This window comes from Sphingomonas sp. BL-S-28 (assembly GCF_055521515.1).
This window is the reverse complement of the sequence record NZ_CM145484.1, coordinates 250096-270914: the sequence shown is the minus strand read 5'-3', so window position 1 is coordinate 270914 and position 20819 is coordinate 250096. Positions and strand designations below refer to the sequence as shown.

Annotated in this window: 22 protein-coding genes; 13 read left to right on the top strand and 9 right to left on the bottom strand. The window is 65.7% G+C overall.

Features of this window, described 5'->3' with window-relative positions; translation table 11 throughout:
• Window positions 1-55: 55 nt before the first annotated feature.
• Window positions 56-685 (bottom strand): c-type cytochrome, encoded by a 630-nt coding sequence (locus ACZ1JC_RS09990; RefSeq protein WP_465137003.1) that lies wholly within the window; start codon window positions 683-685, stop codon window positions 56-58.
• 121 nt (window positions 686-806) lie between these two features.
• On the opposite strand from ACZ1JC_RS09990, the gene ACZ1JC_RS09985 reads away from it, so the two are divergent.
• The 10 genes from ACZ1JC_RS09985 to ACZ1JC_RS09940 all read left to right on the top strand — a co-directional run bounded on the left by ACZ1JC_RS09985 (window position 807) and on the right by ACZ1JC_RS09940 (window position 10016).
• Window positions 807-1700, top strand: coding sequence for a prephenate dehydratase (locus ACZ1JC_RS09985; RefSeq protein WP_395334241.1), 894 nt, complete (start codon window positions 807-809; stop codon window positions 1698-1700).
• Window positions 1701-1855: 155 nt separating this feature from the next.
• Window positions 1856-2485: a hypothetical protein gene (locus tag ACZ1JC_RS09980; RefSeq protein WP_465137004.1), complete on the top strand. Its 630-nt coding sequence runs from the start codon at window positions 1856-1858 to the stop codon at window positions 2483-2485.
• The gene (locus ACZ1JC_RS09975) at window positions 2482-3804 is read left to right on the top strand and encodes a DUF4350 domain-containing protein (RefSeq protein WP_465137005.1); all 1323 of its coding nucleotides are present in this window, start codon (window positions 2482-2484) and stop codon (window positions 3802-3804) included. Before ACZ1JC_RS09980 ends, ACZ1JC_RS09975 begins: the two co-directional genes overlap by 4 nt.
• The gene (locus tag ACZ1JC_RS09970) at window positions 3801-4787 is read left to right on the top strand and encodes an AAA family ATPase (protein ID WP_465137006.1); all 987 of its coding nucleotides are present in this window, start codon (window positions 3801-3803) and stop codon (window positions 4785-4787) included. The genes ACZ1JC_RS09975 and ACZ1JC_RS09970 overlap by 4 nt, the downstream gene beginning before the upstream one ends.
• A gap of 4 nt (window positions 4788-4791) precedes the next feature.
• On the top strand, window positions 4792-6144 hold the full coding sequence (locus ACZ1JC_RS09965; protein WP_465137007.1) for a DUF58 domain-containing protein: 1353 nt from the start codon (window positions 4792-4794) through the stop codon (window positions 6142-6144).
• A 5-nt stretch (window positions 6145-6149) separates the two neighbouring features.
• On the top strand, window positions 6150-7193 hold the full coding sequence (locus ACZ1JC_RS09960; RefSeq protein ID WP_465138632.1) for a stage II sporulation protein M: 1044 nt from the start codon (window positions 6150-6152) through the stop codon (window positions 7191-7193).
• A complete protein-coding gene (locus tag ACZ1JC_RS09955) occupies window positions 7190-8176 on the top strand; it encodes an RDD family protein (RefSeq protein WP_465137008.1) in 987 nt (328 codons plus the stop codon). Before ACZ1JC_RS09960 ends, ACZ1JC_RS09955 begins: the two co-directional genes overlap by 4 nt.
• On the top strand, window positions 8173-8640 hold the full coding sequence (locus tag ACZ1JC_RS09950; protein ID WP_465137009.1) for a GNAT family N-acetyltransferase: 468 nt from the start codon (window positions 8173-8175) through the stop codon (window positions 8638-8640). Before ACZ1JC_RS09955 ends, ACZ1JC_RS09950 begins: the two co-directional genes overlap by 4 nt.
• Window positions 8640-9155, top strand: coding sequence for an N-acetyltransferase family protein (locus ACZ1JC_RS09945; RefSeq protein ID WP_465137010.1), 516 nt, complete (start codon window positions 8640-8642; stop codon window positions 9153-9155). The genes ACZ1JC_RS09950 and ACZ1JC_RS09945 overlap by 1 nt, the downstream gene beginning before the upstream one ends.
• Window positions 9156-9164: 9 nt before the next feature.
• The gene (locus ACZ1JC_RS09940) at window positions 9165-10016 is read left to right on the top strand and encodes a sulfurtransferase (protein WP_465137011.1); all 852 of its coding nucleotides are present in this window, start codon (window positions 9165-9167) and stop codon (window positions 10014-10016) included.
• Between the two features lie 24 nt (window positions 10017-10040).
• Here ACZ1JC_RS09940 and ACZ1JC_RS09935 read toward each other — a convergent pair whose 3' ends face one another.
• The 5 genes from ACZ1JC_RS09935 to ACZ1JC_RS09915 all read right to left on the bottom strand — a co-directional run bounded on the left by ACZ1JC_RS09935 (window position 10041) and on the right by ACZ1JC_RS09915 (window position 13795).
• Window positions 10041-10586 carry a glutathione peroxidase gene (locus ACZ1JC_RS09935; protein WP_465137012.1) on the bottom strand — a complete coding sequence of 182 codons (546 nt, stop codon included), beginning with the start codon at window positions 10584-10586 and terminating at the stop codon, window positions 10041-10043.
• 92 nt (window positions 10587-10678) lie between these two features.
• Complete coding sequence (locus tag ACZ1JC_RS09930; protein WP_465137013.1) at window positions 10679-11635, bottom strand: NAD-dependent epimerase/dehydratase family protein; 957 nt, start codon at window positions 11633-11635, stop codon at window positions 10679-10681.
• Window positions 11636-11639: 4 nt separating this feature from the next.
• Window positions 11640-12323, bottom strand: a complete 684-nt coding sequence (locus ACZ1JC_RS09925) for a glutathione S-transferase family protein (RefSeq protein WP_465137014.1) — start codon at window positions 12321-12323, stop codon at window positions 11640-11642.
• Between the two features lie 129 nt (window positions 12324-12452).
• Complete coding sequence (locus tag ACZ1JC_RS09920) at window positions 12453-13088, bottom strand: CoA transferase subunit B (protein WP_465137015.1); 636 nt, start codon at window positions 13086-13088, stop codon at window positions 12453-12455.
• A complete protein-coding gene (locus ACZ1JC_RS09915) occupies window positions 13088-13795 on the bottom strand; it encodes a CoA transferase subunit A (RefSeq protein ID WP_465137016.1) in 708 nt (235 codons plus the stop codon). Before ACZ1JC_RS09915 ends, ACZ1JC_RS09920 begins: the two co-directional genes overlap by 1 nt.
• 86 nt (window positions 13796-13881) lie before the next feature.
• Here ACZ1JC_RS09915 and ACZ1JC_RS09910 point away from each other — a divergent pair, with 86 nt between their 5' ends.
• Window positions 13882-14763, top strand: a complete 882-nt coding sequence (locus ACZ1JC_RS09910; protein WP_465137017.1) for a LysR family transcriptional regulator — start codon at window positions 13882-13884, stop codon at window positions 14761-14763.
• Between the two features lie 122 nt (window positions 14764-14885).
• Window positions 14886-15668: a universal stress protein gene (locus ACZ1JC_RS09905; RefSeq protein ID WP_465137018.1), complete on the top strand. Its 783-nt coding sequence runs from the start codon at window positions 14886-14888 to the stop codon at window positions 15666-15668.
• 388 nt (window positions 15669-16056) lie between these two features.
• Here ACZ1JC_RS09905 and ACZ1JC_RS09900 read toward each other — a convergent pair whose 3' ends face one another.
• A complete protein-coding gene (locus ACZ1JC_RS09900; RefSeq protein WP_465137019.1) occupies window positions 16057-16248 on the bottom strand; it encodes a hypothetical protein in 192 nt (63 codons plus the stop codon).
• A 95-nt stretch (window positions 16249-16343) separates the two neighbouring features.
• On the opposite strand from ACZ1JC_RS09900, the gene ACZ1JC_RS09895 reads away from it, so the two are divergent.
• The gene (locus tag ACZ1JC_RS09895) at window positions 16344-18656 is read left to right on the top strand and encodes a CDC48 family AAA ATPase (protein WP_465137020.1); all 2313 of its coding nucleotides are present in this window, start codon (window positions 16344-16346) and stop codon (window positions 18654-18656) included.
• 157 nt (window positions 18657-18813) lie between these two features.
• Here the strand turns inward: ACZ1JC_RS09895 and ACZ1JC_RS09890 are convergent, their stop codons facing one another.
• Together ACZ1JC_RS09890 and ACZ1JC_RS09885 are read right to left on the bottom strand one after the other, a co-directional pair.
• The gene (locus ACZ1JC_RS09890; protein WP_465137021.1) at window positions 18814-19578 is read right to left on the bottom strand and encodes a glutaminyl-peptide cyclotransferase; all 765 of its coding nucleotides are present in this window, start codon (window positions 19576-19578) and stop codon (window positions 18814-18816) included.
• A gap of 71 nt (window positions 19579-19649) precedes the next feature.
• Complete coding sequence (locus tag ACZ1JC_RS09885) at window positions 19650-20786, bottom strand: mechanosensitive ion channel family protein (protein ID WP_465137022.1); 1137 nt, start codon at window positions 20784-20786, stop codon at window positions 19650-19652.
• Window positions 20787-20819: the final 33 nt, after the last annotated feature.

Below are 20819 nucleotides of genomic sequence, written 5' to 3'. Positions count from 1 at the left end.
TGAAGCCTTGCGGACCGCTTTCTGCCGACCGAAGCCGGATTTCTTTACGGGATGATCAGTGCGCGGCGGCGCTCGCTTCCCCGCTGGGCGCGGCGGAGGCATCGGCTGCCGGAGCATCACCCTTCGCCGGAGCGGCCGCAGCGCCGGCAGCAGGCGCGGCCGGAAGCGGCAGGTTCGATCCCTGCGAATTGAGGTAGACGATCACGTTGGCGCGATCTTCCGGCTTGGGAAGGCCGGCGAACGTCATCTTGGTGCCGGGGGCGAAGGCCTTGGGGCTTTTGAGCCATTGGTTCAGCTTGTCGAAGTCCCACTTGCCGCCCACGCCCTTCAGCGCGTCGGAGAAGGCGAAGCCGCCCACGCCCTGGCCGATATTCTCACCGACAACGCCGTGAAGGTTGGGGCCGATGCCGTTGGCGCCGCCTGCGTTGATCGTGTGGCAGGACTGGCACTTGGCGAAGGTGGCCTGGCCCTTGGCCGCGTCTGCCGTGGCGAGAAGCGCCTCGATCGGCGGTTCGGCGGCGCCACCCTCGGACGTCTCCTCAACGCCCTCAATCGCGTAGCCCATCGTTTCGGGACGGTTGTGCTTGTCTGCGCGAAAGTAATGCGAGCTGATGCTGGTAAGACCTAGACCCACGATACCGGCGAACAGAGTCCACCCGGCAATGGTGTTGAAACGATCGTCCATGTCCTGACTGCCCCGGGTATTGTTATGTTGATCCTCTTGGCTTCGAGGTCCTAATGTTGCCCGCAAGTTAGCGCAAGAGCCATTGCGGTTGGACGCAATGCCGCTTAAGCGCGCCATCGTCATGAATTCCTATCCCAAACCCGCGCTCGACCTTGTCTCCCGCATGGTGGAGGCTGCCGCTGCCGATCCCGCCCGGGCGATGGCGCTTCAGGGTGCGCCCGGATGCAATTCGCACCGCGCCGCGCTGGAGTACGATTCCCAGAGCCTGCCGCTGCCGTGCTTTTCGTTCGAGGACGCGCTGGATGCGGTGAAGGAAGGCCGGGCCGAGCGGGCGATCATCCCGATCGAGAATTCGCAGCACGGCCGCGTGGCGGACATTCACTTCCTGCTGCCCGAAAGCGGGTTGTCGATCGTGGGCGAGCATTTCATGTCGATCCACCATGCGCTAATGGCGCTTGGCGATGGACCGTTCTCCGCCGCCTACAGCCACCCGCAGGGCCTGGGCCAGTCGCGCCACTACTTGCGCGAGCGTGGGATCGTGCCGATGGCCTATGCCGATACTGCCGGCGCCGCCGCGCTGGTGCGCGAACTGGGCGATCCTTCTGCCTGCGCCATCGCGCCGAAGCTGGCGGCCGAGCTGTACGACCTCAAGATAGTCGAGGACAATGTCGAGGACGCGGCCGACAACACCACGCGCTTCGTGGTGCTGGCGCGCGAACCGCTCGATCCCTTCGCGCTGAAGGGCGAAAAGGCGATGACGACCTTCATCTTCGAGGTGAAGAACATCCCCGCCGCGCTCTACAAGGCGCTGGGCGGTTTCGCCACCAACGGCGTCAACATGACGAAGCTGGAAAGCTATCAGATCGGCGCCAGCTTCGCGGCGACGACGTTCTATGCGGATATCGAAGGCGCGCCGGGCGATCCGCGTGTCGATTCGGCACTGCAGGAGCTGGCCTTCCACTGCAAGTACGTGCGTCCACTCGGCACTTACCGTCAGGCACGTCCGCGCGGCTGAACGATCCGGCTGCGGCTTCGTTTGGGCGGCGGAAAATCGCTGCACGGACAGATTGTTAACGCGGGGCGGCTTGTCTGGGGCGGCAGGCCGTGCCAATCACCCCGGCCGTGGCAATCGGTGGGGGTCAAGTGGCGGGTGCGACCGCAGGCCGGGGTATGGCAAGCGACGCTGCGGCCGATTGGGCGGCCGTGCGCGGCACGGCGGATATCCAATATGCCCCGATAAAGGCGGTTCGCACGCCGATACCGAAAACGCCGGAATGGCTGCGCACGTTGGGCGAATGGCTGGAAGCGGTGTTTGGGCCGATCGGCAAGATGCTCGGAATGTCCTGGCCGGTGTTTCAATACATCCTCCTCGGGCTGGCCGTCCTCCTCGTGCTGTTCGTGCTCTGGCGCCTGTTCGGCCCGATGCTGTTCGACCGCGTGGCAAAGCCGGAGGACGAAGCCGTGGCGGCATGGGTGCCCGATCAGGCGGAGGCCAGCGCCCTGCTGTCCGATGCCGACCGCCTTGCGGCGGAGGGGCGTTTCGCCGAAGCGACGCACCTTCTGCTCCGCCGCAGCGTGCAGCAGATTCGCGCCAGCCGGCCGCAATGGCTTCACCCGGCCAGCACCGCGCGCGAAATCGCCATGCTGCCGGCGCTCCCCGAACAAGGGCGCCATGCTTTCGCGACCATTGCCCAGCGGGTGGAGCGCAGCCGGTTCGCGCTGCGTGAACTGGATGCGCAGGACTGGGCGGCGGCACGCGCTGCTTATGCCGAATTCGCGCAAGTCCGGTTTTCCGCATGAACGGCAGCGATCCGCATATCGAGACGGTTGCCGTGGGCGCCAATCCGTTCTCCCGCTGGTCGGTTCTGGCGATCGTCCTGCTCGGCTGCGCGTTGTTCTTCGCGCTGCTGTGGATGATTGGCACCGGTACGGGCTTCAGCGAGACCAACGATGGCGGAGCCCACGCCGAAGGGCGCGGGCTCAATGGCTATGCGGCGATGGCGAATTTTCTGGAGCGGCGCGGCTATGCCGTGCGCAAGTCGCGCAATGTCGGCGCGCTGGACAAGCCGGGCCTGCTGGTGTTGACGCCGCCCGCCTATGCCAGCGGCAAGGATCTCCAGAAGATCGTCTCGCTGCGCCGCCGTATCGGGCCCACGCTCATCATCACGCCGAAGTGGTATGCCTATCCCGCCACACGCGCGCAGCTGGAAAAGGGCGCGAAAAAGGGCTGGGTCAATCTGGGCGGCACGCAACTGGCGGAATGGAAGGGCTTTCTGGACGACGTCACCGTCGGCCAGTTCCCGGTCAAGGGTCAGGGCAAGCCGGGCTGGGCCGGGTTGGACCTGGCCGGCACGCTTCCCGGCCGCACCATCAGCTGGGGCGGCGGAGACGATGTGGCACCGCTGGTGCGGGACGGGGCCGGGCACATCCTGGCCGGCTTCATCGCCGACGAGGGGCTCTATCCCAAGCTTGAACAGGCCTCCGGCGTGTCGTCGTCGATAGAGGAGCCCGACGAGGGCCTCTATCCCATCATCCTGGTGTTCGAGCCGGATCTGGTCGACAACTGGGGCATGGCGGACGTGCGCGCGGCGCGGCTGATCGATGCGCTGGTTGCCGCCGGGGATCTGCGGCCGGGCGACACGATCACGTTCGACCTGACGTTCAACGGCTTCGGGCGCTCGCAGAACTTGCTGACACTGGCCTTCACGCCGCCCTTCCTCGCGGCCACGCTGTGTCTGCTACTGGCGGCGCTGGTGCTGGGCTGGCGGGCGTTCCTGCGGTTCGGGCCGGCGCAGACGAGCGGCCGAGCGATCGCTTTCGGCAAGCGCGCGCTGGTGGCCAATGCCGCTGGATTAGTGCGCCGCACCGGCCGCGTGCATCTGATCGCGCGGCCTTACGCCGATCATGCGCGGGAACGGCTGGTCCGCGCACTGGCGCTGCCGCGCACGCTGGACGGCGCGGAGGCCGATGCCGCCATCGATCGGGCGCTGCATTCGCGTGACCCGTCCGCCGAACCCTTTTCCGTGATCGCCGCCCGCCTTCGGCAGGCGCGGCGCCCGCAAGACCTCGTCAAGGCAGCGCGCGATCTCCATGCGCTCGAAAGGATGTTGACCCGATGACCGATGCCCAGACTGCCGAATACGGCAGCGACCTTGCGCAAGTCGCCGCGATCGCGGCCGACATTCGCGCGCAGATCGCCAAGGCGGTAGTCGGCCAGGCCGAGACCGTGGAGCACATGCTGATCGCGCTGATGGCGCGCGGTCACGTGCTGCTGGAAGGCCCGCCGGGTACGGCCAAGACGTTCCTGGCGCAGTGCTTTGCGGCATCGTTGGGGCTGGATTTCGGCCGCATCCAGTTCACGCCGGACCTGATGCCGGGCGATATCCTGGGCTCCAACTTGTTCAACTTCCAGACCAGCCAGTTCACGCTGACGCGCGGGCCGATCTTCTGCGACCTGCTGCTGGCGGACGAGATCAACCGCACCCCGCCCAAGACCCAGGCGGCGCTGCTGGAAGCGATGCAGGAGCGCCGGGTCACGCTGGACGGCACCGCGCACCAATTGCCCGACCACTTCATGGTCGTCGCCACCCAGAACCCGATCGAGAACCAGGGCGTCTACCCGCTGCCGGAAGCGCAGCTGGATCGTTTCCTGTTCAAGCTGGATGTCGCCTATCCCAGCCATGACGAGGAATTGCGTATCGTCTCCCGCTTCGGGGAGAATCGCGGCGCTCCCACTCCGGCCGAATGCGGTGTCACCCCGGTCGTCGGCCGCGATATGCTGGAGGCCGCCACTCTCGCCGTGTCGCAGGTAAAGCTGGCGGAAAGCGTGATCGATTACGTGGTGCGGCTGGTGCGCGCCACGCGCGAAAGCCCGGATCTTGCCAGTGGTGCTTCGCCCCGCGCGGCGGTGCTGCTGGCCGGCGCTGCCCGCGCCCGCGCCGCGCTGGACGGCCGTGACTACGTCGTGCCGGACGATGTGAAGGCGCTGGCCCCCAGCGTGCTGCGCCACCGCCTGCTGCTCAGCCCGGCGGCGGAGATCGAGGGCAAGCAGGTGTCGGCACTGGTTGCCCAATTGGTCGATCAGACCGAGGCACCGCGCTGAACCGATGAGCCTGCGCTTCGCCCCCCTGGTTCCCACGGTGCGTGCGGCGGCGCTGCTGGCGCTGGCGGCGCCGGTGGCGCTGGTCATCGGCGCCACCCGGCCTGAGGCGTGGATTGCCGCGCCGGTCGCCGGGCTGGTGGTGCTGCTGCTGGTCTTCATCGATGCCTTGCTGGCCGGGCGACTGGACGACTTTCGCGTGACCGTGCCGGGCGATGTCGAAGTAGGGGCCGAGGCGATGCTGCAGGCCGGTGTGAACTTGCGCGGCGGCCGGGCGTCACGCGTCGAAGTGGCGCTCGCCTGCGATCCGCGTCTCGTCGCCGATGGGCGGGCGACGTTCGCGCTGGAAAAGGCAGACACAGGCGGCGGGGCAGGCGCTGAGGCTGGGTGGCAGGGGCAATCGCCATTCCGCCCTTCGCGGCGAGGCACCGGCAAGGTCAGCGGTACATGGCTGCGCTGGACCGGGCCGCTGGGCCTGGGTGCACGGCAGATTGCCGGCGATCTGGACGAGAGCGTAAGGGTTTGGCCGAATATTTCGGCAGTGCGTTCCCCGGCCTTGCAGATCCTGCTCAAGAATGCGCAATTCGGCGTGCTGGCCCGGCGTATCCGCGGCGAGGGGACGCAATTCGAATCGCTGGCCGAATATGAGCCGGGGATGGACCGCCGCCGGATCGATTGGAAATCCTCTGCCCGCCACGTCCATCTCTATGCCAAGGAGTACGAGGCGGAGCGTAACAACCAGATCGTCTTCGCGTTCGATTGCGGCCAGTCGATGTGTGAGCCGGTAGACGGTATGCCGCGTCTCGATCGCGCCGTTTCCGCTGCGCTGGCGACGGGGTATGTCGCGCTGAAGGGCGGCGACCGGGTGGCGCTGTTCGGTTTCGCCTCGCGGCCAGAGGTGTCGACGCCTTTCGTCGCCGCATCGCGCGATTTCCACCGATTGCAGCGCGCCGCCGCCGGGCTGGAGTACCGTTCCGAAGAACCCAACTTTACCCTGGCGCTGGCTACCCTTGCCGCAAGGTTGGAGCGGCGGTCGCTGATCGTGGTGTTTTCCGAATTCACCGACCTCACCAGCGCGCAACTGATGATCGAATCGATCGGCCGGCTGGTTGCGCGCCATCTGGTGCTGTTCGTCAGCATTGCCGATCAGGAACTTGAGGAAATCTCCTCGGCATCGCCGGATGACATGCCGACGCTGTCGATGGCGGTTTCTGCGGACCTCTTGCTGCGTCAGCGTGCCCTGGTCACGCGCCAGCTTCGTCAACTGGGGGTCCAGGTGGTCGAGGCCCCGCACGGTGCCGTCGGTACCCGGCTGATCGATGCCTACCTTGCCATCAAGCGTTCGGGAGCGATCGGATGAACGCGATGTCCGCCACTGCAACCGCTGCGGAAAGTCAGGCGATTGCCCGCGCAGCCCTGCGTTCGGACCGGTTCCGTCTGGAGCGCGAGGCGGACTGGCAGCGGCTGGAAGCCATCGTCACGCAGATGGAAAAGGGGCGTTATCGCCGCCTTTCCGATGAGGACTTGCTGGCCTTGCCGGGGCTTTACCGCACGGTGGCATCCAGCCTGTCGATCGCGCGGGAAACATCGCTCGATGCGGCGACGCTCGCCTATCTCGAAGCGCTGGTGCAGCGCGCGTGGTTCGTCGTCTACGGCCCGCGTTCGTCGCTGTGGGACTGGCTGCGCGGCTTCTTGGGCGGGGGGCTCAGCGCCGCCGTGCGGTCGATCTGGGTCGATGTGCTGATCGCGCTTGCCGTCATGGTGGCGGGAACGGTGGTCGGCTGGCTGCTGGTTGCCCACGATACCGAGTGGTACTTCTCGCTGATGTCGCCTGACATGGCCGGAAACCGGGTGCCCGGGGCGACGCGCGAAGCCCTGCACGCATCGCTGTTCGGCAATTCCGGGCGATCCGGGATGAGCGTCTTTGCGGCGCAGCTGTTCAGCAACAACGCGCAAGTCTCCATCCTGGCCTTCTCGCTCGGCTTCGCGCTGGGGGTGCCGACATTGCTGTTGCTGGTGCAGAATACCGCCAGCCTGGGCGCCTTGCTCTGGCTCTACAACGGCAAGGGCCTGCTGGTCGATCTGCTCGGCTGGCTGGCCGTGCACGGCACAACTGAGCTTTTCGCCATCCTGCTGGCAGGTGCGGCCGGGCTGCATGTCGGGCGCTCGATCGCGTTTCCGGGCAATCGTTCGGTGCTGCGCGCGGCGTCGGAGGCCGGGCGGCGCGCGGCGGTGGTGATGACCGGCGTCGTGCTGATGCTGGTGATCGCCGCGCTGCTGGAGGGTTTCGCCCGCCAGATGGTGGACCAAACATTCGGTCGCTTCGTGATCGGCGGCTTCATGCTGGCGGCGTGGTGCGCCTACTTCTTCGCCTTTCGCGGCGGTGCGAACCGGATGGGCCGGGCATGAGCGCGAGAGCAAAAACGAAAGCTCTCGGCCGCCGCAGTTCCACGCGCGATCGCCTGCTGGTGACGCCGGAAGGGATCAGCCTGCCGATCACGGTCGCCAGTCGGGGATCGCGGATCGGCGCGCTGGTCATCGATTTCATCGTGATGATCGTGCTGATGGTCGCGACGACGGTGGGGCTGGTCTACGTGGCGGGCGGGATGGCCAAGATCGACCGCGCGCTGGAGGCGAATAGCGCCGCGGGCCATGCCCTGCAATTCCTGTTCATCCTGTGGGTCGTGGCGATGTTCCTGTTTCGCAACGCCTATTTTCTGTTCTTCGAACTGGGACCGCGCGGGGCGACACCGGGCAAGCGGCTGGCGGGCATCCGCATCGCCGCGCGCGATGGCGGACGGCTTACTGCCGAGATGGTGATCGCACGCAACCTGCTGCGGGACATCGAGCTGTTCCTGCCCATCGTCTTCATCATGACGGCGGGCGCCAGCAGTGGTGCGGGCTGGCTTTCGGCCGCGGGATGGTTCGCGATCTTCCTGCTGTTCCCACTGTTCAACCGCGACAGCCTGCGCGCGGGCGACGTGATTGCCGGATCGTGGGTGGTGGAGCGGCCGCGCCGCAAGCTGGAGGCGGCGCTGTCGGTTACTGCGCCGCCGTCGCTGGGCGAGGATGAGGACCTGACCACCACCACCTCCACCTCCGCCTCCACCTCCACCTCCACCTTCGGGCCTGCCTACCGGTTCACTGAGGCGGAACTGGCGGTCTACGGCGAATACGAACTGCAGGCGCTTGAGCGGGTGCTGCGCGAAAATCGGGAGCAGGCGGTCGAGAGCGTCTACCAGACGATCGCGCACAAGATCGATCGCAACGATGGCTGGAATGACGAACGGGCCTTCCTGGAAGCCTATTACACGCAGTTGCGCGGCCGGCTGGAAGCGGGCATGCGCATGGGCCGCCGCAAGGCAGACAAGCATTCCGGGGACAGTTCTTGACGCTTACGCTGACCATTATCGAAGACGACCTTTCCGGTCGCGCCGTGCTCGATCTTCTCCAGTTCCACCTTGATGAGATGCACAAGTGGTCGCCGCCCGAAAGCGTCCATGCCATGCCTGTAGAACGGCTGCGCCAACCGGACGTGACGTTCTTTTCGGCGTGGGATGGCGATCGACTGGCCGGATGCGGCGCGATCAAGCATCTCGACGAGACGCATGGCGAATTGAAGTCGATGCGTGCCGATCCCGAATATCGCGGCAAGGGTGTGGGCAAGGCGATCCTGCTGCGCCTGCTGGAAGAGGCGCGCGCGCGCGGCTATGCGCGGGTCAGTCTGGAAACCGGCAAGCCGGAACCGTTCCACCCGGCCCATGGCCTCTATCGCGCCACCGGCTTCTTGGAATGTCCGCCGTTCGGTGACTATGTCGCCGACGATTTCTCGATCTGCATGACGAAGGAACTGTGATGGATCTGCGCCCCGCGACGCCTGCGGATGCGGCCGCGCTTGCCGATCTGGGCGTGCGCAGCTTCGTCGCCAAGTTCGGGCACATGTACACGGCCGTCGACCTCGCCAATTTTCTGGCCGAATCGCACAGCGAAGCCAAGATCGCCAAGGAGATCGCCGATCCCGCGATGCGGGTGATGCTGGCAGAGGCCGACGGAAAGCTGCTCGGCTACTGCAAGCTGGTGATGGATTGCGGCTGGCCGGAACATGCGCGGGGACAGCGCGTGATCGAACTGAAGCAGCTCTATACCGATCCCGATACGACCGGGCGGGGCATCGGCTCGGGCCTGATGGACTGGGCGATCGAGACTGCACGCGATCACGGCGCGGACGAGGTGCAGCTTTCGGTCTGGAGCGGGAACGACGGCGCGCAGAAGTTCTACGCCCGCTATGGCTTCGGAAAAGTCGCCGACATTCACTTCATGGTCGGTGAACAGCGGGACGAGGAGTTCCTTTTCGCTCGCTTGCTCGGCTAAGACGCTGGCATGGCTTACGAAACGCTCATCTCGGTTTCCGATCTCCACGCTCTGCTCGCCGCCGGCGAGGATGTGCTGATCCTCGATTGCGAATTCGAGCTGGGCGTGCCGGATAAGGGCCGTGACGCCTATCGCGCCGGCCACCTGCCGGGTGCGCGCTATGCCCATCTCGACGACGATCTCGCGGCCCCGCCGGACGGCACCAACGGGCGCCATCCGCTGCCCTCGCGCGTGGCGTTCGCCGCGTGGCTGCGTGCGCAGGGATTGCGGCAAGGGCAGCAAGTGGTGGCCTGCGATTCGAGCGGCGGGGCATGGGCGGCGCGGGCGTGGTGGTTGCTGCGCTGGGCGGGCCACACCCCGGTTGCGGTGCTGGACGGCGGCAAGCAGGCCTGGGCCGCAGCGGGGCTCCCAATGGAGACCGGCGATGCCGGACCTGTGCGTCCCGGAGATTTTCAGGCGGGCGAGCCGCTGGTGCCGGTTCCCGTCGATGCCGATGGCGTTCTGGCGAATATCGATGCTGGGGCGGCGCAACTATTGGACGCGCGCGATCCTTCCCGCTTTCGCGGCGATCCCAATCCGATCGATCCGGTGGCGGGGCACATTCCGGGCGCACGCAACCGCTTCTTCCGCGACAATCTGGGGCCTGACGGTCGTTTCCGCCCGGCGGATCAGCTGGCCGCCGACTTTACGGCGCTTCTGGACGGCAAGGCGGCGATCCTGTCTTGTGGGTCGGGCGTTACGGCGTGTCACAATGCCCTTGCCATGGCGCACGCCGGGCTTGCCGCCCCGCGCCTCTATCCGGGATCGTGGAGCGAGTGGATTGCCGATCCGTCGCGCCCGGTGGCAACCGGCGAGGATTGAACGCTCAACCCTCGCCGCGCGGCCTCACTTGGCGAGCTGCGCCTCGATCGCATCGACCAGCAGGGGATCCTGCGGCGCGGTGCCGGGGGCAAAGCGGCCGGCGACCGAACCGTCGCGGGCGATCAGGAACTTTTCGAAGTTCCACAGCACTTCGGGATCGTCGTTCGGGGTCATGCCGTAACCCTTGAAGCGTTCCTTCATGCCCTCGACATCGCCCTGCTTGGTGGGGATGGCGTCGGTCAGCGCGACATAGAGCGGCTGCTTGGCATCGCCGGTGACGTCGGCCTTGGTGAACAGCGGGAACGAGACGCCGTAGTTGAGCTGGCAGAACTCGACGATTTCCTCATCGGTGCCGGGTTCCTGCGCGCCGAAGTCGTTGGCCGGGAAGCCCAGCACCTCAAAGCCCTTGGCCTTGTATTCTTCGTAGAGCTTTTCCAGCCCTTCGTACTGCGGTGTCAGCCCGCACTTGGAGGCTACGTTGACGACGAGCAGGACATTGCCCCCGTGATTGGCAAGGCTGTCGGCGCTGCCGTCGATGCGGGTCAGCGGGATCTGGGCGATATCGGTCATGCAGGGGTCTCCCATGGATTCGGGCTTGGATTCGTGCTTGGATTCGGGGCCGAAGACTGCGCCAGCGCGATGACGCGGGCAAGACGCTGCGTTCAGATTGCTTGCCCCAAGACGGGCGATATCCATTCCGGATCATGGGCATAGGGCAGGGGATCGCCCCGGCGAAGCGCGTCCAGCACACCGGCAAAGTCGGTCTGCGCCCGCCAGCCCAGCAGGCGTTCCGCCTTGGCGGGATCGTAGATGCGCTCGATCCGTTCGGGCAGAACCCAGCCCTGCCGGGCGTACAGCTCCGCCGCGTCCGGGAAGTGGCGAAGGATCACGGCGCGGGCATCGTGGGCCAGTTCCACCGCCTCCTCACGCGTGAACGGCGGCGGGGCGGACAGCACGAAAGTCTCGCAGCCCTGAATCCGGTCCAGCGCGGCCAGATGGGCGCGGGCGGCGTCTTCCACCGTAAGGCGCCGGTTCAGCAGTTCGTTTGCCTTGAGATTGGGGCCGGACGGCACCGCATAGGTATCGTCGTCCTCCGGGAAGAACCGCCCGGTGCGCAGGATCGCCACCGCCATGCCGGTTTCGCGCGAGACCAGGCGGCACAGGTTCTCCGCCGCCAGCTTGGTGGCGCCGTAGATGTTGCGCGGCTCCAGCGGGCCGAAGGTCTCGTCCATCCACCACGCCCCTTCGTCACCCGCGCCGGCCCGCACATCGGCGTGGACCATCAGCGATGTGGTGGAGGTGAAGAGGAAGCGCGCGTGTCCCGCCTCGACCGCGGCCTCCAGCAGGTTGAGCGTGCCGGTGACATTGGTGTCTATGAAGGCCTGTCGCGGATTGCGAACGATGTCGGGCTTGTGCAGCGCACCGGCGTGGATCACCGCTTCGATGCCATGATGGGCCACGGTTTGGAACACCAGATCGCGATCCGCCACGGAGCCGACGATGCGCGTATGCACGCCCTGTGCGACGTCGAGGCCGATAACCTCGTGCCCTTGCGCCGTCAGCAGCGGCGCAAGATGGCGTCCGAGCCAGCCGGACGATCCGGTCAGCAGGACGCGCATCGGGTCAGCCTGCGTTGCGGTAGTCAGCGATCACGTCGCCCGCTTCGGCCAGTTCCGCCTCGTGGCCTTCCTCGCGCCAGGTTTCGGCCAGCGCTTCGGCTTCCCATTGCTTCATCGCCGGATGGTCGAGCACGGTATCGACCCAGGACTGGCAGGTCCCGACGTCGAGGCCGTAAGTGCGGATGCGGAAGGCGACCGGCGCGAAGAAGGCGTCCAGTGCGGTGAAGCTTTCACCGGCCAGCCAGGGGCCGCCGAAGCGGGACAGACCTTCGCTGAAAATCTCGCGCAGGCGGGCGACATCGCGCACCAGCGCCGGACGCATCGCCTTGGGCCGCACGCGCACGCCGACGTTCATCGTGCAGTCGTTGCGCAGGGCGGAGAAGCCGCCATGCATCTCGACAACGGTGCACTGCGCGAAAGCGCGCGCGGCTTCGTCGATGGGCCAGATGCCGGGGTGGCGGTCTGCCAGATAGAGCGTGATGCCCAGCGAATCCCACACCGTCCGCTCGCCATCGATCAGCGCGGGAACCTGGCCGGTGGGCGAGAAGCTGCGGAATGCCTCGTAGTTGGCGGCGGCGAAGGGCTCGATCCGATCGGCAAAATCGATGCCGAGCGCCTTCATCAGCAGCCAGGGCCTGAGCGACCAGCTGGAGTAGTTCCGATTGGCGGTGATCAATGTGTATGCCATCGGAACTCTCCTTTGTTTGAAAATCCGCCGCAGGCGGATTTTGCGGCACCGGCCCACTCCCCCACCCGACCACCCACGAGTGTATCCTGATGGGTGGTCGGGTGGGGGAGTGGGCCGGTGCCGCGACTCTCACGTCAAATAATGCGCCGTGGTCTTAGCGGCGACTTCGTCGGCCGTCACGCCCGGAGCGAGTTCGATCAGCTTGAACGGGCTTTGGTGATCGGGGCGCTGGAATACCGCAAGGTCAGTGACGATCATGTCGACCACGTTCTTGCCGGTCAGCGGCAGGGTGCAGGCCGGGATGAACTTGGGATCGCCGTTCTTGGCATTGTGCTCCATCACGACGATGATCTTCTTCACGCCGGCGACGAGGTCCATCGCGCCGCCCATGCCCTTGATCATCTTGCCGGGGATCATCCAGTTGGCGATGTCGCCGTTCTCGGCAATCTCCATCGCGCCCAGCACGGCCAGGTCGATGTGGCCGCCGCGGATCATGCCGAAGCTGGTGGCGCTGTCGAAATAGGCCGACTGCGGCAGTTCGCTGACGGTCTGCTTGCCGGCATTGATCAGATCGGCGTCGACTTCGTCGGGATAGGGGAACGGGCCGATGCCCAGCATCCCGTTTTCGGACTGGAGCGTCACCGTCATGCCGGCGGGCACATGGTTCGCCACCAAGGTCGGGATGCCGATACCGAGGTTCACGTAGAACCCGTCCTGCAATTCCTGCGCCGCACGGGCGGCCATTTCGTCACGAGTCCAGCTCATCAGGCGGTCTCCCTTTCACGCGTCGTCGTGAATTCGATCTTCTTGTCGTAAGGCGCGCCCAGTACCAAGCGCTGGACGAAGACGCCGGGGAGATGGATGCCGTCGGGATCGAGCGATCCGGTGGGGACGATGTCCTCCACTTCCACCACGCAGACTTTGCCGCACGTCGCGGCCGGTACGTTGAAGTTGCGCGCGGTCTTGCGGAACACGACGTTGCCGCTTTCGTCGGCCTTCCACGCCTTCACCAGCGACAGATCGGCGAAGATGCCTTCTTCAAGGATATAGTCTTCGCCCCGGAAGGCCTTCACTTCCTTGCCCTCGGCGATCTGGGTGCCGACGCCGGTCTTGGTGTAGAAGCCGGGAATGCCGGCGCCGCCGGCGCGCATCCGCTCCGCCAGCGTGCCTTGCGGGCAGAATTCGACTTCCAGCTCGCCCGAGAGGAACTGGCGTTCGAACTCCTTGTTCTCGCCCACGTAGGACGAGATCATCTTGGAAACCTGCTTGGTGCGCAGCAGCTTGCCGATGCCTTCGTTGTCGATGCCGGCGTTGTTGGAGGCGAAAGTCAGGTTCTTCACGCCCGAATCGCGCACCGCATCCAGCAGCCGTTCGGGGATGCCGCAAAGGCCGAAGCCCCCGGCGGCGATCAGCAGGCCATCCTTCAGCAGCCCATCCAGCGCGGCAGAGGCGCTGGGGTAGATCTTGTTCATGCTGTTCTCCCGTTTGGAGCGAACCTAGACAGCCAATCCCATTACGAATAGCGATTGTTTTTTATCGGATTCGATAATCAGGTATTATGAAACGCATCGCCCTTTTCCACCTCGAAACGCTCATGTGGATCGATCGGCTCGGCACGTTCGCAGGTGCGGCACAAAGACTCAATACCACCCAACCCGCGATCTCGGCCCGTGTGCGGGAGATCGAGGAGCAGCTCGGCGTGTCGTTGTTCCAGCGCGACGGGCGGCGCATGGTGCTGACTGCGCGGGGACGGCGGCTGGTGGAGGCGGCGGAACCGCTGCGGCAAGGGCTGGAACAGGTTCTGCTGGAGGCCAGCGATTTCGCCGGCGCCACCGGCAACGTGCGGATCGGCTCGGGGGAGATTGCAGCTGCCACATGCCTGCCCGGCTTCATCGCCGCAGTGGAGCGCGAAAGGCCGGGGGTGACCATGGAGGTCGAACTCGATCTGACCGCGCGCCTGCTGCAGCAACTGCTGGCCGGTACCCGTGATATCGTGTTCCTGGCGGGGCCGGTGGCCAGTCCCGGCATCCGCACCGCGCCGATCGGTGCGGTGGAGCTGGTCTGGGCGGCGAGCCCTGCGGTGGCAGCAGAGGGTGGGTTCTCGCATCCGCTGCCCGTATGGTCGCTGCCCGACCATTCGCCGCTCCACGCCGTGACTTTGGCGGCATTCGCGGCCGGTGGGCCCACGCCCCGCTCGCTGAACACCTGCAACAATGTGCGGACGCTGATCGAGATCGTCTCCTGCGGGCAGGGCGCCGCCGTGCTGCCTGAAACCATGGTGCGGGGGGAACTTGCCCGCGGGACGCTGGTTGAAATCCTGCCCCGGCCGGCGCGACGCATCCATTTCGAGGCGGCGATCCGATCGCGAGAGCGCGAGGCTGTCGTGCTCGACCTGTTCGAGCGGGCCGCGCAGCTTTCGATCGATGGGGTACCGGACTGAAAAAACGCCAGAAGCTCAGGCGGATGCGGGAAATTCGGCCGGGGCTATTGAGGCTTTGATCTCGGTCATGGCGGCGGCATATCATAGGCCTAAGCTGGACCGGACATAGACGGAGGAATGCCATGCGCTCGATACTCGTGAACGCCGACCGCAAGCCTGCAAGCGATGCCCGCGTCGATACTGCCATCGAACTGGCGCGGCAGCTTGGCGGCCATGTCACCGTGCTCGTCGACACTCCGGTCTCACGCTATATCGCCATGGATCCGATGGGCGGCAGCTATGTGATCAGCGAGGCGCTGGATCGGGCGCGGGCTGATGACGATGCCGCCGCCGAAGCGGTGGAAGCACGGCTTTCGCGCGGCGATGTGCCTTTCGAGGTTGTCCGCAGCGAAGACGATCCGGTGCCCGCGCTGGCCGCGGCGGCACGGCTGGCCGATCTCGTGATCGTATCGCGGTCCAGCGGCATGGTGGGCGAAGTGGCGCTGACCGCGCGCGCGCCGGTGCTGGCACTGCCCGATGAACCCGCCGGCAGCCTGCCGATCCGCCGCGCCGTCGTGGCCTGGGATGGCGGCGAGCAGTCGGCCGCCGCGCTCAGGGCCTCGATCCCGCTGCTGGTCAGCTGCCAATCGGTGAAAGTGGTGACGGTGACCGAGAAGCCCGGCGGCTTTCCGGCGACCGATGCGCTGCGGTACCTGTCCCGTCACGGCATCCACGCCGAGTTCGAGGAACTGGAGCGGCACCGCTCGACCGAGGAGACTCTGGCCGTTGCCGTGCGAGCGGCCAATGCGGAACTGCTGGTGATGGGGGCCTACGGCAAGAGCCGGATGCGCGAGTTCCTGTTCGGCGGCGTGACGGCCTACTTCCTTGCCGACGCGAGCGCGCCCGCGCTGCTTTTCGCGCACTGACATACCGCCATTCGAACGAAAGGCCGGCTCCACGTGTGTGGGGCCGGCCTTCTTGCATGGCGAATCGCCCTGCAGGGAATGCTCCTGATTCGGTCCGGTATGGGCCGAACGCGATTTTGCTGGCGGGACAATTACTAAGCCAGGCAAGGAAATTTCGCGTCGCAGCAGACAACGCTTTCCCAAGCGCCGTGATCCATCGCCCAGCCGATTGCGATTGCATCAATCATGAGACTCGATTCACTTTCCAAACATTAGAAAATAGGCATTTTTTTGGGAATTACCCGGTGTAGTTCGATGTCGCGCAACATAAGTTGATAGTTTTGCAACTGAAAACGGGTCATTTCGCACTTGCACAATGGAGCGACTGGGGGCATACAGAACCTGCCTTTCAGGCATCCTCTCCCAAAACTTCCACGGCCCGGTCGGCAACGTCCGGGCCTTTTTTTGTGCCCGGCAGACAGCACCATTTCCGGCGAAATGGATGCGGTTTGCGTCGCTTCGAGGTTTTCCCGGCATCATTGCCCGGTATCATGGCCTTATTATTCTTGAGCCTGACCCGTTTGAAATCCTGAAGCCGCATACCTAGCTCCTTGATCACGTTCCCACCGCATCTGCCTTGCCCATCCGGGGAGGCAGAGGCGCAAGGACCAGCATCGGGAACTTGAAAGGACACACATGGCGGAAGTCCCAACCCAGGTGGACGAACGGGTGGCCAAGCTGCAAGTGGCAGCCTCCCGTCAGGAAGAAAGCGGCCAGGGCATAGCCCGGCTGTCGCGCGGCTCGCTCTCGGCGATCGGGGCGATGGAAGGCGATGTGCTGGAAGTGACCGGCAAGACCGCGACGGTCGCCCGTGCCGTGCTTGCCTATCCGGAAGACGAAGGGCTGGAGGTGATCCGGCTGGACGGCCTTCAGCGTGTGAACGCCGGGGTCGGCTCGGGCGATCATGTCTCTGTCCGCAAGGCGGAATCGCGGCCCGCGCAGCGCGTGGTCTTCGCGCCCGCGCAGAAGGAGATGCGCCTGCAGGGGCCATCCGCCGCGCTGAAGCGCAACTTCTTCGGCCGCCCGATGGTGCAGGGCGATATCGTCGCCACCACCGGCCAGCAGCAAGTTGCGGACATTCCGCCCGAACTGCGCCGCATGTTCAATGCGCCGGCCTTCGCGCTGACGCAGATCCGCCTGAACGTCGTTTCCACCACGCCGCGCGGTATCGTCCACATCGACGAGAGTACCGAAGTCGAACTGCGTGAGCTGTTCGAGGAAGCCGATACCGCGCGTGGCGACGTCAATTACGACGACGTCGGCGGTATGAGCGACACCATCCGCCAGCTGCGCGAGATGGTGGAACTGCCGCTGCGCTATCCCGAACTGTTCACGCGTCTGGGCGTCGCCCCGCCCAAGGGCGTGCTGCTGCATGGCCCGCCGGGGACCGGCAAGACCCGCCTTGCGCAAGCCGTCGCCAACGAGAGCGAGGCCAACTTCTTCTCGATCAACGGGCCCGAGATCATGGGATCCGGCTATGGCGAAAGCGAGAAGGCGCTGCGCGAAGTGTTCGATCAGGCCGCCAAGGCGGCGCCGGCGATCATCTTCATCGACGAGATCGATTCCATCGCGCCCAAGCGTGACCAGGTTCATGGCGAGGCGGAAAAGCGCCTTGTTGCCCAGCTGCTTACGCTGATGGACGGGTTGAACAGCCGCGCCCACGTGGTCGTCATCGCGGCCACCAACCGGCCCGATGCCATTGATGAGGCTCTGCGTCGGCCCGGCCGCTTCGATCGCGAGATCGTGATCGGCGTGCCGGACGAGAACGGTCGCCGCGAAATCCTGGGCATCCATACGCGCGGCATGCCGCTGGGCGATCGGGTGGACCTGAAGGAACTGGCGCGCACCACGCACGGCTTCGTTGGCGCCGATATCGCCGCGCTCGCACGCGAAGCGGCGATCGAGGCGGTGCGCCGGATCATGCCCCGGCTCGATCTGGAAGCGCGCACGATTCCGGCCGAAGTGCTCGAAAGCCTTCAGGTGATCCGCGAGGATTTCGTGGAGGCATTGCGGCGCGTGCAGCCTTCGGCGATGCGCGAAGTGATGGTGCAGGTGCCCGACATCGGCTGGTCCGACATCGGCGGTTTGGACGAGGCGCAGCAGAAGCTTCAGGAAGGCATCGAACTGCCGCTCAAGAACCCGGAGGCCTTCCGCAAGCTGGGCATCCGGCCAGCCAAGGGTTTCCTGCTCTATGGCCCTCCCGGCACCGGCAAGACGCTGCTCGCCAAGGCCGTGGCCAAGGAGGCGGAGGCGAACTTCATCTCGATCAAGTCGTCCGATCTCCTGTCCAAGTGGTACGGGGAGAGCGAGCAGCAGATCGCCCGCCTCTTCGCCCGCGCGCGGCAGGTGGCGCCTTGCCTCATCTTCATCGACGAGATCGACAGCCTTGTGCCCGCACGCGGCGGCAGTTCGATGGGCGAGCCGCAAGTGACAGCGCGCGTGGTGAACACCATTCTGGCCGAAATGGACGGGATGGAGGAACTGCAGTCGGTCGTGCTCGTGGGTGCGACCAACCGGCCGACCCTGGTCGATCCGGCACTGCTGCGTCCCGGTCGCTTTGACGAACTGGTCTATGTCGGCACGCCCGATGAGGGCGGTCGCGTGCATATCCTGGGCATCCACACGGCAAAGATGCCCTTGGCGGACGACGTTTCGCTCAAGGACATCGCGGCGCGCACCGAGCGCTTTACTGGTGCCGATCTGGAAGACGTGGTGCGCCGCGCCGGCCTGATCGCCATTCGCAAGCGCGGGGCCGATGTGGAATCCGTCAACAAGGCGGACTTCGACGAGGCGCTGGAAGACAGCCGGGCCACGGTAACCGAGGAAATGGAAGCCGAATACGGGCGGATGAAGGGCGAGTTGAAGAAGCGCGCCATGGAAGTCATTCCGCTGGGCTTCATCTCGCCGGGCATGGTGGAGCCGACCCGGCCGAAGAAGCACGGGGAGTAATCAAAGACGGACCCAAATCCTCCCCCACCGGGGGAGGGGGACCGCCTGATGGGTGGTGGAGGGGGCTTGTGCGGCGCTGCCGAAAAGCCCCCTCCGTCAGTGCTTCGCACTGCCACCTCCCCCGGAGGGGGAGGATCGGTTTTGGGTTTTTCTCAGTTCACGAACAGATCGGCGTGATCTGATAGATCCCAAACCAGTTCTTGCCGGTCACGAGGATGCGCTTGCCTTTCGCATCCCAGGCGATGCCGTTCAGCACGGCATCCATGCCTAAGGCCCCATCGCCCCGGCGCAGGCCGGAGAAATCCACCCAGGCCTTGATGTGTCCGGTCGCCGGATCGATCCGCGCCACGCGGTCGGTCAGCCAGATGTTCGCCCAGATCTCACCGTCGATCCATTCCAGCTCGTTGAGATTGTCGACCGGCTTGCCGTCGGCGGTGACGGGCAGGGTGCCGGTCTGGCGCATGGTGGCGGGATCGCGCAGGCGCAGGCTGGAACTGCCGTCGCTCTGGTAGATCACGTTGCCGCTCCGCGTCATGCCCCAGCCTTCGCCTTCGTAGCTGAAGGTGCCGATCTGCTTCAGCGTCTTGCGGTCCCAGCGGAAGCCCTGCCCACCGCGCCAGGTGAGGCTGATGATCTGGTCCTTCCAGTCGATGATGCCCTCGCCGAACAGCGATGGATCGATCTGCGCCTCATTCAGCGGCTTGGCATCTTCCAGCGTGCGCACGATGATGCGCGAGGCGCCTTCGCGGCCGGTGCTCTCGTAGAGCAGGCCATTCGCATAGAAGAGGCCCTCGGTGAAGGCGGTGGGATCGTGCGGGAAGCTGGCGTCCACGCGGTAGCTGCAGGTCGGTACCGGTGCGGCCTGGACGGGCGTGGCCGCGGTGAGAAGGAGGGCGAGGACGGCTACGGCGGAGCGGATCATGTACTTGCGAGTGCCGCAGTCCCGCGCGCCTCGCAAGTTCTTTGACCGCAAGCGCGTTGGCCGCAAGCGCTTTAGCCAGACGCCCGGCGCTCGCCCAGATCGGCCACGGCTTCGGCGATGGACGGACCGGCGGCCAGTTCCACCGGGGCGACCGGCAGGGTGCGGCGACGCACCAGCGCCTCCGGCATTTCGCGGCGCACCCAGTCCAGCATGTGTTCGCGCATGGCGCAGCGCAGATCGAACAGCGTCGGCCCGTCGCGCGCGCTCATCAGCAGGCGCACTTCCATGGCCTGCGCGCTGTGGTCGGTGATCTGGAGCACCTGCGCGCGGCCGTCGAACAGCTTATGGCCGGTGACGGCGCGGGTATATTCCGCGCGGATCGGGGCAATGTCGGTCGCCGGATCGAGGTAGATCATCACCGTGCCGATCAGCTGCGATGTAGTCTTGGTCCAGTTCTGGAAGGTATCCTCCAGAAAGCGCGTGGTCGGCACCACAAGGCGGCGCTGGTCCCACAAGTTCACCACCACATAAGTCGTGCGGATTTCCTCGATCCGGCCCCATTCGCCGTCAACGATGACGACATCGTCGATCGAGATCGGTTCGGTCAGCGCCATCTGGAAGCCGCCGATCAGCGCCTTCAGCGCAGGCTGGGCGGCGGCACCAACGGCAAGGGCGGCGAGACCGGCCGAAGCCATCAGCGTGGCGCCGACCTTCATCACGCCGGGGATCGAAAACAGCATCAGCGAGACCATCAGGAACACGATCACGAACGTCGCGATGCGGCTGAGGATGGCAAGGCGGGTGCGGCGGCGGCGGGCGCTGCGGTTGTCCTCCACCGAGATATCGGCGCGCAGGGTCATCGCTTCCACGAAGGAGTGGAGAATGGCGATGGCGATCCATCCGGTGAGCAGTGGCATGACGAAGCCCGCCACCCGCTCCCAGAAATCGCTGAGTGCTGGGGTTTGCCGGGCGGCAAGGACGATGCCCATCGCCACGAAGGCCCAACGTGTCGGCCGGGCGAGGCGGGCGATGAGAATGTCGTCGGACTGGCTGGCGCTGGAGCGGACGATATGCCGCAGAATGCGGAACAGCACGACATGGGCGGCAAGCGCGATGGCGGCACCGATGGTGCCGGCGATCAGCGCGATCAGCACTTGTGCGGCCCAATCGGGCAAAGCGCCGACGTAGCGTTCGATAAGCTCGATCATGGGAAGGAAACTATGCTGCAGTGCAACAGTTTC